This is a genomic window from Acinetobacter gyllenbergii, assembly GCF_001682515.1.
GTDB lineage: Bacteria > Pseudomonadota > Gammaproteobacteria > Pseudomonadales > Moraxellaceae > Acinetobacter > Acinetobacter gyllenbergii.
This window is the reverse complement of sequence record NZ_KV575271.1, coordinates 24,475-38,705: the sequence shown is the minus strand read 5'-3', so window position 1 is coordinate 38,705 and position 14,231 is coordinate 24,475. Positions and strand designations below refer to the sequence as shown.

At 43.0% G+C, this 14,231-nt stretch carries 14 protein-coding genes and 1 pseudogene; 7 read left to right on the top strand and 8 right to left on the bottom strand.

The window, feature by feature from the left end; all coding sequences use genetic code 11:
* Positions 1-172: 172 nt before the first annotated feature.
* From NG55_RS18915 to NG55_RS18905, 3 genes and pseudogenes are all read left to right on the top strand, one after another.
* Positions 173-880 carry a BamJ family beta-barrel-assembly machinery protein gene (locus tag NG55_RS18915; RefSeq protein WP_016542499.1) on the top strand — a complete coding sequence of 236 codons (708 nt, stop codon included), beginning with the start codon at positions 173-175 and terminating at the stop codon, positions 878-880.
* Positions 881-976: 96 nt separating this feature from the next.
* A pseudogene (locus NG55_RS18910) lies at positions 977-1,567 on the top strand (FKBP-type peptidyl-prolyl cis-trans isomerase); the annotation flags it as partial.
* A 42-nt stretch (positions 1,568-1,609) separates the two neighbouring features.
* Positions 1,610-2,293: a BamJ family beta-barrel-assembly machinery protein gene (locus NG55_RS18905; RefSeq protein ID WP_016542497.1), complete on the top strand. Its 684-nt coding sequence runs from the start codon at positions 1,610-1,612 to the stop codon at positions 2,291-2,293.
* Between the two features lie 47 nt (positions 2,294-2,340).
* Here NG55_RS18905 and murJ read toward each other — a convergent pair whose 3' ends face one another.
* Together murJ and ampD are read right to left on the bottom strand one after the other, a co-directional pair.
* A complete protein-coding gene (gene murJ / locus NG55_RS18900; protein ID WP_171258009.1) occupies positions 2,341-3,891 on the bottom strand; it encodes a murein biosynthesis integral membrane protein MurJ in 1,551 nt (516 codons plus the stop codon).
* A gap of 62 nt (positions 3,892-3,953) precedes the next feature.
* The gene (ampD, locus tag NG55_RS18895; protein WP_065344167.1) at positions 3,954-4,547 is read right to left on the bottom strand and encodes a 1,6-anhydro-N-acetylmuramyl-L-alanine amidase AmpD; all 594 of its coding nucleotides are present in this window, start codon (positions 4,545-4,547) and stop codon (positions 3,954-3,956) included.
* 145 nt (positions 4,548-4,692) lie between these two features.
* Between ampD and nadC the strand changes: the two genes are divergently transcribed.
* On the top strand, positions 4,693-5,538 hold the full coding sequence (gene nadC / locus NG55_RS18890) for a carboxylating nicotinate-nucleotide diphosphorylase (RefSeq protein ID WP_065344110.1): 846 nt from the start codon (positions 4,693-4,695) through the stop codon (positions 5,536-5,538).
* Here the strand turns inward: nadC and NG55_RS18885 are convergent.
* The gene (locus NG55_RS18885) at positions 5,535-5,726 is read right to left on the bottom strand and encodes an ABZJ_00068 family colistin stress protein (RefSeq protein ID WP_065344109.1); all 192 of its coding nucleotides are present in this window, start codon (positions 5,724-5,726) and stop codon (positions 5,535-5,537) included. The two genes, nadC and NG55_RS18885, sit on opposite strands and share 4 nt — an antisense overlap.
* A gap of 195 nt (positions 5,727-5,921) precedes the next feature.
* Here NG55_RS18885 and NG55_RS18880 point away from each other — a divergent pair, with 195 nt between their 5' ends.
* Entirely contained in the window at positions 5,922-6,158 is a 237-nt protein-coding gene (locus NG55_RS18880) for a hypothetical protein (protein ID WP_065344108.1), read from the top strand.
* 68 nt (positions 6,159-6,226) lie between these two features.
* Here the strand turns inward: NG55_RS18880 and NG55_RS18875 are convergent, their stop codons facing one another.
* From NG55_RS18875 to NG55_RS18860, 4 genes are all read right to left on the bottom strand, one after another.
* Entirely contained in the window at positions 6,227-8,407 is a 2,181-nt protein-coding gene (locus tag NG55_RS18875; protein ID WP_065344107.1) for a phosphocholine-specific phospholipase C, read from the bottom strand.
* Positions 8,408-8,714: 307 nt separating this feature from the next.
* Positions 8,715-9,431 carry a ribonuclease PH gene (rph, locus tag NG55_RS18870; RefSeq protein WP_005277792.1) on the bottom strand — a complete coding sequence of 239 codons (717 nt, stop codon included), beginning with the start codon at positions 9,429-9,431 and terminating at the stop codon, positions 8,715-8,717.
* 97 nt (positions 9,432-9,528) lie between these two features.
* The gene (locus tag NG55_RS18865) at positions 9,529-10,671 is read right to left on the bottom strand and encodes a fatty acid desaturase family protein (RefSeq protein WP_171068325.1); all 1,143 of its coding nucleotides are present in this window, start codon (positions 10,669-10,671) and stop codon (positions 9,529-9,531) included.
* Positions 10,672-10,704: 33 nt separating this feature from the next.
* A complete protein-coding gene (locus tag NG55_RS18860; RefSeq protein WP_065344106.1) occupies positions 10,705-11,730 on the bottom strand; it encodes a flavin reductase family protein in 1,026 nt (341 codons plus the stop codon).
* A 312-nt stretch (positions 11,731-12,042) separates the two neighbouring features.
* Between NG55_RS18860 and NG55_RS18855 the strand changes: the two genes are divergently transcribed.
* The gene (locus tag NG55_RS18855) at positions 12,043-12,693 is read left to right on the top strand and encodes a TetR family transcriptional regulator (protein ID WP_004656756.1); all 651 of its coding nucleotides are present in this window, start codon (positions 12,043-12,045) and stop codon (positions 12,691-12,693) included.
* Between the two features lie 107 nt (positions 12,694-12,800).
* Entirely contained in the window at positions 12,801-13,436 is a 636-nt protein-coding gene (locus tag NG55_RS18850; RefSeq protein WP_016542488.1) for a TetR/AcrR family transcriptional regulator, read from the top strand.
* A gap of 51 nt (positions 13,437-13,487) precedes the next feature.
* Here the strand turns inward: NG55_RS18850 and NG55_RS18845 are convergent, their stop codons facing one another.
* Complete coding sequence (locus NG55_RS18845; RefSeq protein ID WP_016542487.1) at positions 13,488-14,108, bottom strand: thiol:disulfide interchange protein DsbA/DsbL; 621 nt, start codon at positions 14,106-14,108, stop codon at positions 13,488-13,490.
* Positions 14,109-14,231: the final 123 nt, after the last annotated feature.

Genomic DNA, 14,231 nt, shown 5'->3' with positions numbered 1-14,231 from the left:
TCACCATTTGCTTGTTAGAAAACCAGATCACATGATCTGGTTTTTTTATACTTAAACACATAAATCTTATAAAAAACTCACGCATTTTTGCTGTTAATTATTCAATGCCTAAGCTTATACATGCTAAGATCAAGAGTATATTTTTTATTAAAATCTCACTTTGGGACATCTCATGAGTAAAGCTTTACCTTTCGTTGTCGCAGCCGTTTTAGGCGGTGCAGCGCTAGTTCCTGTTTACTATGCTACTAAAAACCCAACAACTGAACTTGGTGCTAAAGCTGACAAAAATGCTGCACCTGTTGCAAAAATCAGTTATGCATTAGGCTATGAAGTCGCAAAACAAACCCCACCTGAATTAGAAACCAGTGCGTTTATTACTGGCTTCCGTGATGCACATGCTCAAAAACCTGCGGCATACACAGAAGAAGAGTTACAAGCGGCTTATGTCGAATTCCAAAAAGAGCTCCAACAAAAGCAAGCCAATGAGACTAAAAAAGCAGAAGCGACCAACAATAGTTTCTTAGCAGAAAATGCTAAAAAAGAAGGCGTGAAAACCACAGCTTCTGGCTTACAATATAAAATCACCAAAGAAGGCACAGGTAAGCAACCTGCTGCAACGTCTGTTGTAAAAGTCCATTACAAAGGCCAACTCACTGATGGTAAAGTGTTTGATAGCTCTTATGACCGTGGTGAGCCCGTTGAATTCCCACTCAATCAAGTGATTCCGGGTTGGACGGAAGGCTTACAACTGATGAAAGAAGGTGGTAAGGCAACATTCTATATTCCAGCAAACTTAGGCTACGGTGAACAAGGCGTTCCTGGTTCGATCCCACCAAATAGCACGCTAATTTTTGATGTTGAATTAATCGCTGTTAAGTAAATGATTTAAGGAGAGCTTGTGCTCTCCTTATTTTTGGAAAAAATAATGAAAAGATTAGTGCTCATTTTAATTAGTACAGCCATCGGAACCGTTCAGGCAGCACCTGTTGATAAAATTAGCTATGCTTTAGGTTATGAGATTAAACAACAAATACCATCTGAAATAAATGTAGAATCCTTTATTCAAGGGATACGCGATGCCTATGCCAAAAAGCCTGCAACTTATACCGATGAGGAATTAAAAGTCGCTTATTCTGAATTCCAAAAAACCCTAGAACAACAACAACGCCAAGCTTCTAAGCAGGCAGAAGTCGTTAGCCAACGGTTTTTTGCAGAAAATGCTAAAAAAGAAGGCGTCAAAACGACAGCATCAGGCTTACAGTATAAAATGACGCAAATGGGTAAAGGCCAGTCTCCTCAGCTAAGCTCTACTGTCAAAGTAAATTATAAAGGTCAACTGATCGATGGAACTGTCTTTGATAGTTCTTATGAGCGAGGTGAACCGATTGAATTTCCACTGAATCAAGTCATTGCTGGTTGGACCGAAGGCTTACAGTTGATGAAAGAAGGTGGCAAGGCAACACTTTATATTCCTGCGAACTTAGGTTACGGTGAGCAAGGGGTTGCTTCGATCCCACCCAATAGCATCTTAATTTTTGATGTAGAATTAATCGCTGTTCGTCAGTGATTCAAGTAGAGCCTGTGCTCTCCTTTATTTTTGGAAGAAATAATGAAAAGATTAGCGCTCATTTTAATTACTGCAACCCTCGGAACGGTTCAGGCTGCACCCATTACACAAAAGAGTTCACAAAAAGATCAATTGGGCTATAGCTACGGTTATCTTATGGGGCGTGGCAATGCCGAAACCTTAAAAGATTTAAATATCGAAACCTTTGTACAAGGTTTGCAAGAAGCCATTCAAGGGAAGGCAGCGTCATTAACCGATGAAGAAATGGCGACAGTTCTAAATCAATATAAAAAGCGCCTAGAGGCCAAACAACTGGTTGAGTTTCAAGAACAAGCACAAATAAATGATCAAGCAGGCAAAGCCTTCTTAGCTGAAAATGGCAAGAAAGCAGATATTGTCACAACCAAATCAGGTTTGCAGTATCAAGTGTTACAGCAAGGTCAAGGTAAATCACCCAAAGCGACGTCAACGGTTAAAGTAAACTATGAAGGCCGTTTACTGGATGGCACCGTGTTCGACAGTTCAATTGCACGTAACCATCCACTTGAGTTCAAGCTGAGTCAGGTCATTTCAGGTTGGACTGAGGGTGTTCAAACCATGAAGGAAGGTGGCAAAAGCCGTTTCTTTATTCCCGCAAATCTCGCTTATGGTGATGTCGGTTCTGGCGATGCGATTGGGCCCAACAGCACCTTAATTTTTGATATTGAATTACTTGAAGTGAAATAATAAAAAACCCTCCACATGGAGGGTTTAATTTTTTAAATCAATCTAGTTTAAGGTTTTAAGTGTCTTGGTCGGAAACCCGTAGCCAATAATCCTAGTGCATAAGCAACGACACCAATGACACACAAACCAATCACTTCAGCAATACGTAGCCATTGAGAAATCTCGCCCTGATACCAGGTTAAACCGTACCACAGGGCTGCAATCATAGCGATGTTGGCAACCGCATATTGAAATACCAATTTCTTCCAATGCGCACCAAAACGATAAATATTACGTTTATGCAAATAGAAATATAGCATCCCCGCATTGACCAAGGCAGAACCAGAAGATGCCAGTGCCAATGCCATATGCTCGGCATGCCAATCAATCAACTTAAACAAGCCAATAAACACCACGTTTAAAATGGCATTGGCTGCAACCGCCATTAAGCCAACACGGACAGGTGTTTTGGTATCTTGCTGTGCATAAAAACCTGGTGCGAAGACTTTAATCAACATAAATGAGATCACCCCTGCACTCATACATTGCAGCGCCAAGGCTGTCATTCGCGTATCTTCCACGGTAAATGCACCGCGCTGGAACAAGGCTTGAATAATTGGGGTTGAGAGCATAAATAGCGCGATACTGGCAGGGATACCGACCAGCATAATCACCTTGGCTGCCCAATCAATCATACTTCTAAATTTGGCTTGGTCCTGTTCAGCATGACGCGCCGACAATGAAGGTAAAATCACGGTACCAATCGCCACACCAATCAGTCCTAGTGGTAACTCGGTCATACGCTCAGCACTGTATAACCATGATACCGAACCATCCTGCATAAACGATGCCCAGATGGTGTTTAATAATAAATTAATCTGAGTCACTGACACCCCAAACAAAGCGGGTAACATCAGTTTTAAAATACGATCCACCCCTTCATGTTTGAAATCGACTTTAGGTGGAATCAGTAAATTCTTTTTCCATAATTCAGGGATCTGAATCGCCAACTGTAGAACACCCGCCGCGACCACCGCCCAGCCCAGCGCCATAATCGGTTCCGCCATATACGGCGTTAACCACCACGCCCCTGCGATCATCGCCACATTCAGCAATACAGGCGAAAATGCGGGTGAAGCAAATGAGCCATAACTGTTTAAGATACTGCTGGCAAAAGCCGTCAATGACATAAACATTAAGTAGGGAATGGTCAAGCGAAACATATCGACCGCGAGCTCAAATTTCTCAGGATCGTTATGGAAGCCCGGCGCATATAAATAAATAATCGCCGGCGCAGCCACCATCGCCACAAAGGTCAATAAAGACATGGCCGTGAGCAAACAGCCAAACACCCGACTAATGAGAATCTGGACTTCGGCATGGGCACGGCTGGTCTTATATTCAGTCAGAACTGGAATAAAGGCTTGGGAAAAAGCCCCTTCTGCAAATAAGCGTCGAAAAAAGTTGGGAATACGAAAGGCAACAACGAAGGTATCAAAGTCCTTGCCTGCACCAAATACATTGAGTAGCACCACATCACGGACTAAACCCAACACTCGAGATAACATCGTCATTGCACTGACAATTACAGTCGATCGCCACAATGCCATCGCATTCACCTACGGCTTATCTTTTAAAAAGCGTTATTGTAATGAAAGTCCGAACAGATTTCGTTGTGAAATTATAAATCCGACACTGTTTTTTCGGCTAATTTTTGTTGAGCCAGTAAATTTCGGAATAATTGCCAATCAAAGTGTTCCCCTGGATCGGTTTTACGTTTTGGCGCAATGTCAGAATGACCTGCAATATGATGTTGAATCTTTGGATAAGCCTGTTGCAAAGTACAGACCACTTCAACTAAAGCTTGATATTGTTCAGGCTCAAAAGGTAAATCATCACTCCCTTCCAGCTCAATTCCAATCGAATAATCATTACATTCTTTTTGTGCAAGGTAACTGGAACGACCAGCATGCCACGAACGATCATTAAAATTCACAAACTGAATCACTTCGCCTGTGCGCAAAATTAACAGATGTGCTGAGACCTGCATCCCTTCAATGGTTTGAAAATAAGGATGTACCGACCAATCCAGTTGATTCTGAAAGAATTGCTGGATATAGCCGCCACCAAACTGTGAGGGTGGCAAACTAATATTATGAATAACAATTAGTTGAATATCGGTATCTGTAGGTCGGGCATTAAAATTAGGCGAGGCAATTTGAGTTGCACCCTCTAAGATTCCATCTTGTACTTGAGCAAATCTAGCGTGTTGCATGGTGACTCGAATCAGCAATTGAATATTTATCTCACTCATTCTGACATGCTTTATCACGAATAATCGAGATCAAATACTTATTTTTTATGGGGAGGGTGTTAATATATGGCACACGTTTTTTAGTCAAACATATACTGGAACTGGTATGAGTATTCCTCAATCTTTGCTTGAACAATCTATTCAAATCAATATTCAACAAGCATTACAGGAAGATATTGGCGAGGGCGATATCACCGCCCTGCTCACACCAGCTGATGAAAAAGCCACAGCCACCATTATTAGCCGTGAAGAGATGGTATTGGCGGGTCAACCTTGGGTTAATGCCTTGATTCAAGCCTATGACAGCTCAGTTCAAGTGACTTGGTTAAAACAAGAAGGTGATGTAATTGCGGCAAATGAAGCCTTTTTAAAACTGGCAGGTTCAGCACGTAGTTTACTTACCGTAGAGCGCCCTGCACTGAATTTCATCCAAACGCTGTCTGCAGTTGCAACAAAAACAGCAAGCTATGTGCAACAACTCGAGGGTCTACACACCAAACTGCTGGATACCCGTAAAACCTTGCCTGGTCTACGCATTGCACAAAAATATGCAGTTGCCATCGGTGGCGGACAAAATCACCGTTTAGGTTTGTTTGATGCTTTCTTAATTAAAGAAAATCACATCATGGCCGCAGGTGGCATTGCTCAAGCGATTCGTAAAGCACATGAAATTGCACTTGGTAAACCGGTCGAAGTGGAAGTCGAAACTTGGGATGAGCTCAATCAAGCACTTGAAGCAGGTGCGGATATTGTGATGCTGGATAACTTTAGCCAGCAACAGATGATTGATGCAGTCAAACATGTTGCAGGTCGCTGTAAATTAGAGGCTTCAGGTAACATTACCATCGACAATTTACGTGAAGTGGCAACGACTGGCGTGGATTACATTTCAATGGGCGTATTGACCAAAGACGTGTGTGCCGTTGATTTATCGATGCGTTTTAACGCTTAAGCCTGATCAAGGTCTTTTTGCTGCTTTATAGGCTGTTGCTGAGCAGCCGTCTCTGTCTGAATTGGTTGCGTTGTTGCAACTCGCTCACTCCACGCTGATTTGGCTTCGGTCGAATCAGCCGGTCGTGGATCTGCCGCCATCAGCACAAACGTTACTGCGGTCAGTAAAACTAGAAAAACTTGTAACATCGTTATCCCCTAAAAATACTTCATTTCAATTTGTGTTCAATCTATCAAAGCAACATGAGCCAAATCTGAGGGCTTTGTTACAACATGCAAATGCTCAGTGCGCTATTTGTTGACGATGATGTGTTTGTGTCTACTTTCATTTCGCTCTATGTAAGCTTAAAATGCTAAGCAGCTCAATTTATTAAAATAATAACGATGGATAGCCTGTTCGAAGCTGTGTTTCATGTGCTGTTTAAGCTGTTCCGTTTTCTCATCATTGATCTGATTTTTGAGATTATTTTGGAAGGCTGCATTCGTAGCATTGGCTATGGGGTGGTTCGCTGTTATCGTCTGGGGCAACGGGTAGATTTTGACAGTACTGAAGTATTTGTGGTGGGTTTTTTCAGTGTGTTGCTGCTGCTTGCACTGTGTCTTTATGTCTTACTGCGCTAATTTTCAGCTCATAAAAAGCAGTTTAAGCATTTGCTTAAACTGCTGATTTAACATGTGCCCTAACAGCTTTAGCTGCCCGAAAAGCCCATATAAGGATCAGAAATTGAGTCCTCATTGGTTTCAATCCGACCCGCAAAACGGCGACTATAGCTCGGATCATTTTCAATCGTGACGGTAAAATCATACCAACCACCAAACTCAGTCATGTCCCAGCTCAGTTCTTTTTCAGTCGTGGCCGTTTCAATTTGCCAAGTTTTATTGACCAGGTAGGCATTGGCTTTGACCACCAGTTTCACTGTTTTTGCAGCATCGTTACGCACTTTTAAAAACAGTTTAGGGTCACATTCTTCCATACAGACGCGAATTTCAGGGAGTGCCTGAATTTGAGCTGTCTGCGTCAGATTACCCTTAAAGCTACGGTGAAAACCATTTGGTCCCAACACCCACAAATCATACTGATTGTCTTTAGTCTGCCAAATATCATCCAGTTGCTTACCTGCTTCCACCATATAACGGCGTGGAACGGCATCCAGATTCAATTTGTCATAGACATGGAACACGGCCGCATGTGTGCCGGTATTCGAGAACATCAGTTTGACTGTTTTGGCTGTGGCATCAACTTTGGCACTACTATGCAGTATATAAGGCAATGCCCGTGATGGACGAATCCCCATCTCCTGCACTGGATCGGTCTGGCTGAGCGGACGGCTGACCGGCGCCAAACTTTCCTGTGCTTTACGAATCGCATCGGCCTCAGCTTTGCTCTTCTTCCCAGATAAATCAGGCATAGGCAGTAAGTTTGGTGTTTTAAAGTTAAATGCTGAGGTTAAATCACCACACACTGCACGACGATAAGGACTGATATTCGGCTCTTTCACATCAAAACATTGTTCCAAGAAGCGAATCACCGAGGAGTGATCAAACACTTGTGAATTGACCCAGCCCCCCCGACTCCACGGTGAAATGATATACATCGGCACACGAATACCTGGTCCATAGACCCCGACCCCATTACTGACGTTCGGGTCGGTGAAATCAGGCTGTCCATCAGAGGCTTTGGCATGTGTCGCATATTCATAAGACATCTGTTCTTTGCTCAGTGTCGACTTACCATAGACCGTACCTGCTGTATCCATTGACGGTGCGCTTGGTGAAGGCATATGGTCAAAAAAACCATCATTTTCATCAAAGTTAATCAGAAAAACGGTCTGACTCCACAACTCAGGACGCTCGGTGAGTGCATTCAATACTTCTTGGATATACCATGCTCCTTGCACGGGGCTTGATGGCCCTGGATGTTCACTATAGGTGGCAGGCGCCACCAACCAACTCACTTGCGGTAATTGTCCCTTGGCAATGTCTTCCTTGAATGTCCCCAAGAAACCACCATCGGGCATGGTATTGGCAATGCCTTTGTACAAGGGTTGCTGAGCATCAATTGCTGGATCATAAGGCGGGCAAATGCTGTTGTTATTGACAGGTTTGCCAGATAACTCATTGGCACGGCGATACTGTTTAAACCCGGCCAATGGATTATCAGTAAAGTTATCGGGCATGTTTTGATACACCTTCCAGCTGACCCCTGCTTGCTGTAAACGCTCAGGATAAGTGGTCCAGTCATAACCTGTGGTCGATGGGCCAATGGCATCGAGATCATTGACCACACTGGCGACATTGGCACCTGTTGGGCCATTGGTTCCCGTCCAGATAAACATACGGTTCGAGTTAGTGCCGGTATGCATGGCACAGTGATAAGCATCACACAGGGTAAAGGCATTGGCTAAGGCAAACTGAAATTCGACTTCTTGTTGTTTGTAATAACCCATCGATTGCGGTTGCTTATACTGCACCCAACTGCCCATACGGCCGTGATCCCAAGCAAATTGACCATCAGTCCAAGAATGTGGCGTACCACGGACGCGCTGTGCATTGCCACGACTGCTGTCGAGATGATACGGATAGACGGTATTCTTATTGGCATCGTACTGTGCCCAAACTTTACGACCTTGGCTTAAAGGAATGGTGAAGCGGTCACCAAAACCGCGTACCCCTTTCAAAGTGCCAAAATAATTATCAAAAGAGCGGTTTTCTTGGGTCAAGATCACCACATGTTTGACATCTTTAATCGTCCCTGTCTCGACCTTGGCATCAATCGCAAGGGCTTTTTGAATACTCATGGGAAAACTGGTCAGTGCGGCTGTTCCAAATAAAGCTTTGGTTGAATTTAATAAAAAATCACGACGATTCATGAACTCATTTCCTTATTTTTATTGTTAGGGTGCACAGTGGATTTTGCAGCTTGGCTGTGGCGGCTGCGGATTTGACGTTGAGTTATTATTGTCGTCACTGTCGTTACAAGCGCTGAGTAACACGCAGCTGCCAGCAAGTAACGCTAAAAAGAAATTTCGCATTTGACTATCCGTTAAATATCAGTGCAGATAGTCAATACAATCTAAATGACAGTTCGATGATGATTTGATCGCAATTCGATGACAAAAAACAGATAAAAAAAAGGCGGTCTAAAAAAACCAGACCGCCCGCACTATCAACTGGAATTTACCAACCGAGTGCCTGCTGTTGCTTCTGAATCAATTCCGCGATTCCTTTTTCTGCAAGCTCTAACATGGCATTGCACTGTTGGCGCGTAAACGGTTTGTCTTCTGCCGTTCCCTGAATTTCAATAAATTCGCCCGCCTGAGTCATCACCACGTTTAAATCGGTTTGGCAATTTGAATCTTCTTCGTAGCATAAATCGAGTAGCACTTCGTCTTGATACATCCCGACTGAAATTGCTGCGACTAAGCTTTTTAATGGATCTTGTTTAATTTTTTTGTTGCTGAGCAATACGTTCATCGCATCAACCAAAGCCACGGCTGCGCCGGTAATTGCTGCAGTACGTGTGCCGCCATCGGCTTGGATTACATCACAGTCGATGGTAATGGTGTTCTCACCCAATTTCTTCAAATCCACCATAGCACGTAAGCTACGACCAATCAGGCGTTGAATTTCTTGGGTACGACCTGTTTGCTTACCACGCGCCGCTTCACGATCGCTACGGGTATGGGTAGAACGCGGTAACATGCCATATTCCGCAGTGACCCAACCTTGGCCCTGACCTTTGAGGAAACGAGGGACTGAGTTCTCAATGCTTGCGGTACACAACACTTTGGTATGACCAAACTCAACCAAAACTGAGCCTTCTGCGTAACGAGTATAGTTACGGGTAATTTTGACCTCACGTAATTGGTCTAATGTTCTTTGGTCAATACGCATAACGTTTCCTTAAAACTATGGCTCAAATATCATTGCGCCATAGTATAGCTCAATTACGTATGCTTTCAGTTTTACTTATTGGTTACAATTCACCGAATTAAGCAAACTTAAACTTTGACTTAAGGGTGCTCCACCCTTGTGCCAACTGTGCTGACAGATCATTGGGCAATGAACATTTGGCTAAACGTACCCATACCGTCCAGAACTGTTTCATGAAGTTGGCTTCGTTATAGTTCACCCCATACTCAGCACATAAGGCTCTGATTTGTGGTGCAACTTGCTCATAACGATTGGCTGGCATATCTGGGAATAAATGATGTTCAATCTGATGGCTCAAGTTTCCACTCATAAAGTGCATCCATTTGCCACCCGTGAAGTTACTTGAACCCCGAATCTGGCGAAGGTACCACTGCGCCTTGGTTTCGTTCTCGGTATTATCCGCTTCAAAGGTTTCAGCATCTTCGGTAAAGTGACCATTAAAAATCACCGCAGATGACCATAAGTTACGCATGATATTCGCAACGGCATTGCCTGCTAATACTGGAATAAAGTTGATGGTGGCAATCGCTGGGAAGAATACATAGTCTTTCAACACTTGGCGTCTGGCTTTTTTACGGAACTCGGCCGCATCCGCCCAGACCTGTTTCCAAGTTTTGGTTTTATAGACCAGCGCATCTTCTAAATGCAGATTTTGCACACCGACATACCACTGGAAAAAGAACATCAGCTGTAAGGCCAATGGGATATTGGCCAAATGACGAACTTCCCATTTTTGATCTTCAGTCACGCGTAAAATGCCATAACCCACGTCATGATCTTTACCGACAATATTGGTATAGGTATGGTGCATGTAGTTATGGGTGTAGCGCCAGTCATTACCTGAGCAGGTGTTATCCCAATCGTAGTCTTCGCCACGCAAGCTTGGATCATTGAGCCAGTCAAACTGACCATGCATCACATTATGGCCCAACTCCATGTTCTCGACGATTTTAGACACACCCAGCATCGCTGTTCCCAACAACCATACCGGTGGAATCCAGCCACCGAACATTAACATGCCACGTGACGCGATTTCGGTATAACGCACAAAATTACGCACTTTATAGATATATTTTGAATCCTGCTCGCCGAGATTTTGCATCACCTCTAAGCGAATTTCCTCAACACGGCGACCAAACTCTTCTACTTGTTCAGGGGTTAAATGCGCTGACTTTGATACAGTCTTAAATTCTAATGCCATATTCATGGTATTCATCCTCAAATATCTTTGTTTTTATAGATCAATCGTGACTGGGCTAAGCGCCTGGCTTACACATAACTTGATCGGACGATTCGGTTGATCATCAATTTCACCCGTGATGACGTTCTGGGTAACGCCACTGACTTTGGTACAGCTACAGCGGTTACATACACCCATGCGGCAACCATGCTGTGGGCGTAACCCTGCTTGCTCTGCACTACTCAGCAGATTGGTCGTGGCAATAAAATTCTGTTGCGCACGACGGAAACTAATCGGTTGAGCCTCACTTGAATGCTCGATTTGTACAGGTTGGAAAAATTCTTGATGGAAGTTTTCCGCAGCACCCTGCTGTGTATAAATGTCTTGTGCTTGGCGCATCATGCTGTGATGACCACAGGCATAGGCTTTTACATCTTTAAAATTCGGAACTAAGGTTTCTAGCAATGCAGCATCTAAATGTTGTTTCTGTAGCGATGTATTAAAGAAGTGATAGTGCAACTGTGGATATTGCTCAGCCAAGGCCAAGATGTCCTGATGAAACACTTCAGCACGGTTAAAATACAACACATGAATGTCTTCGAGTTGCTGTTGTAATGCTTGTTGCAATAAAGAATAAATCGCGGTAATGCCTGAACCCGATGCAATCAGCACGGCGGGCTGCTGACCTTGGTGCAAGACAAAATCACCTTGTGCTTGCGAAATCTCAAAGTGATCGCCAACACGAAGTTGCTGAGCAGCTTTAGACACCACCCCTTGGACTTTGATGCCCAGACGGATTTCACCCTGTGCAGTTACATCAATAATCGAATAACTACGTTGCTGATATACCCCATTAATCATCAGGGTAATCAATACACTTTGACCTGCTTGAACTTGGCGAATATCAAAATTATGATTTGGCTTTAAGGTCAATAACACCATATCCGAACTGAGTGGCTGTACCGCAGTGACTTCTGCAAGTGTCCGCTTCCAAGCAAAAGTTGGCTTTATCTTTTGCAAAATAAAATCAACAAAATCTTCTCGAATCCAATGTGGCTGATAACTTAACTCTGCGTTCATACGTTCCTCGTTTTGTATCTGGCTATTTATATTGAGTGAACAAATGTTCATGTAGTGAACATGTGTACACTATATTTATTTGTGTTCACTGAGTCAACACTTGTTCACTAATTTTTTGGATATTTTTTATACTTTTTGATAAGCCTTTTAAAATAAGGAAAAAAATTAAAAATTACGCATGCTTTGAGCTCACACCAAATGGGGCTTGATCAGAGAAAGATCAAAAACATTGGCATTTAGCAATGGACAAGGACTAAAAAGTTTCTGTTTTTTTTGCTAGACTCTGCTGTACGGTTTCAATGAGTCTTATTCATGTCGATTAGAGATGAACGAAAACAACAGAGTCGGCAGGCTTTACTCGATGCAGCACTTCATCTCAGCACTGCTGGGCGCTCATTTAGTAGCATTAGTTTGCGCGAAGTTGCTCGCGAAGTGGGTTTAGTGCCGACTGCGTTTTATCGTCATTTCCAAGATATGGATGCGCTTGGACAAGAGCTAGTTGATCAGGTCTCATTACATTTAAAAAGCCTGATTCACCAATTGGGACAGAGCTATTTACAACATAGCGGTTCGGCCAAAACCCGGACCAGCATTGAATTGTTTGTACAAGCAGTCAATCACAGCCCACAACAATGGCAGTTTATGATTGCAGAGCGTTGGGGCGGTTCAGAGACGGTGCGTATCGCGATTGCCCGTGAAATTGAGTTTTTGATTGAAGACCTCGCCATTGATCTGTGCAAACTGGAAACCTTTAAACATATTAAAGAAGCCAAGGACTTGCAGGTACTCTCGACCATTTTGATTAATATGTCGTTTACATGGGCCATGACCTGGATCAATCTGCCGAAACAATTCAGCATTGATCATTTACTCGAACAACAAAACCTGTTTATTGACAATGCAGCGACGCAAGTCCGTTTACTCTTCAGTGGTATCTCCAACTGGGAACCCCAAAACGCTTGACCGGATACAAACCAAAGTTTGATATATAAAAGCATTGCTTAGCGTTATGATGCATTAGACACTAATGTAAACGCAGTGTAGAACACTATGAGGAGCTTATAAGCATCATGAATCCTGATCGTCATACTCAGTTCTTAATTCGTAAAGAAAAAATTTTGCAGGTTGCGGAAAAGCTGTTATTAGAAAACAACCAAGAAATGACCCTAGATGAACTGGTTGCTGAACTGGATATTGCCAAGGGCACCTTATACAAACATTTCCGTAGCAAAAATGAGTTGCTGCTGGAGCTCATTATTCAAAATGAAAAAGAAATTTTAAAAATTTCAGACAAATACAATACCGATGTCAAAGAGTATGCGCCACGCTATATGCTTTATCATTTAACCTCACCGAGTCGTACCATTTTGCTGCATCAGTTAGAAGAGCATCTGACCATGACTGAGTCGAAGTTAAAGCATTTGTTTGATGAGCTGTATGCCATTCGCCAACAGCGCATTGTCTCGTTGAAAGATATGACGGAAAAATATTTAAAATCACAAAACTACGATATGTCGATTCGGGATTACCTGTCTTATATCTGGTCACTGACTTACGGCGCAGCGTTGTTATTGAACTCAAGCTATTACCAGCGTTCAATCGGCTCACGTGAGAAATTGATTAATCTATACGTCAATCAGGCCTTGTCGCTACCGACACAGAAAGTTCAGATCGACTTAAAAGATCTGCAAATGGATCAAATCTAAATAAAAAAGGACTGCAATTGCAGTCCTTTTTTGATTGAACATGGGCGTAAATTATTTAGCTTTACGCTCTTTTTCCAACAAATAATCAACAACCTGTGTCACTTTCGCATCTTCACCCTGCACCACATATTTACCATTCACCACAACTGCTGGTACACCCGTCAACTGATACTGCTGCGCCAATTTATTCGACTCAGCAATTTTTGCCGTGATTGGGAAGGAATTAAACATGCTGTTAAATTTCTGCTCAGGTACGCCATAACGTGCAAAGAATTTTGCTTGCGATGCTTGGTCAAAAATCTGCTGATTGCCGTCATGAATGGCATGGAACAATGGAATATGGGTTTTCTTGCGTACACCCAGTGCTTCAGACACATAGTAACCGCGTGCCCCTTGTTCCCAGACTTTATTCATCGCCGCAGGCGTACGTAAGAAATAAACGTCTTTTGGAATTTGCTTTAACCATGTTTGCATATGTGGTTCAAGCTTGAAGCAGTGCGGGCAGCCATACCAGAAGAACTCACGTACTTCGAGTTGTCCAGCAGGTGCTGAGGTTTTGCCTGGATTGGCAATCACGGTATAGTCTTTACCAGCCACAAAATCTGCTGCCATCGCATTCATTGAGAATGCCAACGCAACTGCACTTAAACCACCTAATACTAACTTTTTCATTGGCTTTGCTTTTCCTCTAAGCATTTTTCGTAAGTTTATATGCTAAATATAAAACAAACACGAGCAATTCGTTTTGCTTGTGTGAAGTTTTTTATTGGATTTATCGCTTTTTTTACCAGAATC

What these genes read in the sequence shown, in the direction of transcription:
- NG55_RS18905 (WP_016542497.1), top strand. Translation starts at nt 1,610, where the DNA reads ATGAAAAGATTAGCGCTCATTTTAATTACTGCAACCCTCGGAACGGTT.
- NG55_RS18880 (WP_065344108.1), top strand. Translation starts at nt 5,922, where the DNA reads ATGGATAGCCTGTTCGAAGCTGTGTTTCATGTGCTGTTTAAGCTGTTC.
- NG55_RS18865 (WP_171068325.1), bottom strand. Translation starts at nt 10,671, where the DNA reads ATGGCATTAGAATTTAAGACTGTATCAAAGTCAGCGCATTTAACCCCT.
- nadC (WP_065344110.1), top strand. Translation starts at nt 4,693, where the DNA reads ATGAGTATTCCTCAATCTTTGCTTGAACAATCTATTCAAATCAATATT.
- ampD (WP_065344167.1), bottom strand. Translation starts at nt 4,547, where the DNA reads ATGCAACACGCTAGATTTGCTCAAGTACAAGATGGAATCTTAGAGGGT.
- NG55_RS18915 (WP_016542499.1), top strand. Translation starts at nt 173, where the DNA reads ATGAGTAAAGCTTTACCTTTCGTTGTCGCAGCCGTTTTAGGCGGTGCA.
- NG55_RS18885 (WP_065344109.1), bottom strand. Translation starts at nt 5,726, where the DNA reads ATGTTACAAGTTTTTCTAGTTTTACTGACCGCAGTAACGTTTGTGCTG.
- NG55_RS18875 (WP_065344107.1), bottom strand. Translation starts at nt 8,407, where the DNA reads ATGAATCGTCGTGATTTTTTATTAAATTCAACCAAAGCTTTATTTGGA.
- NG55_RS18855 (WP_004656756.1), top strand. Translation starts at nt 12,043, where the DNA reads ATGTCGATTAGAGATGAACGAAAACAACAGAGTCGGCAGGCTTTACTC.
- NG55_RS18850 (WP_016542488.1), top strand. Translation starts at nt 12,801, where the DNA reads ATGAATCCTGATCGTCATACTCAGTTCTTAATTCGTAAAGAAAAAATT.
- rph (WP_005277792.1), bottom strand. Translation starts at nt 9,431, where the DNA reads ATGCGTATTGACCAAAGAACATTAGACCAATTACGTGAGGTCAAAATT.
- NG55_RS18860 (WP_065344106.1), bottom strand. Translation starts at nt 11,730, where the DNA reads ATGAACGCAGAGTTAAGTTATCAGCCACATTGGATTCGAGAAGATTTT.
- NG55_RS18845 (WP_016542487.1), bottom strand. Translation starts at nt 14,108, where the DNA reads ATGAAAAAGTTAGTATTAGGTGGTTTAAGTGCAGTTGCGTTGGCATTC.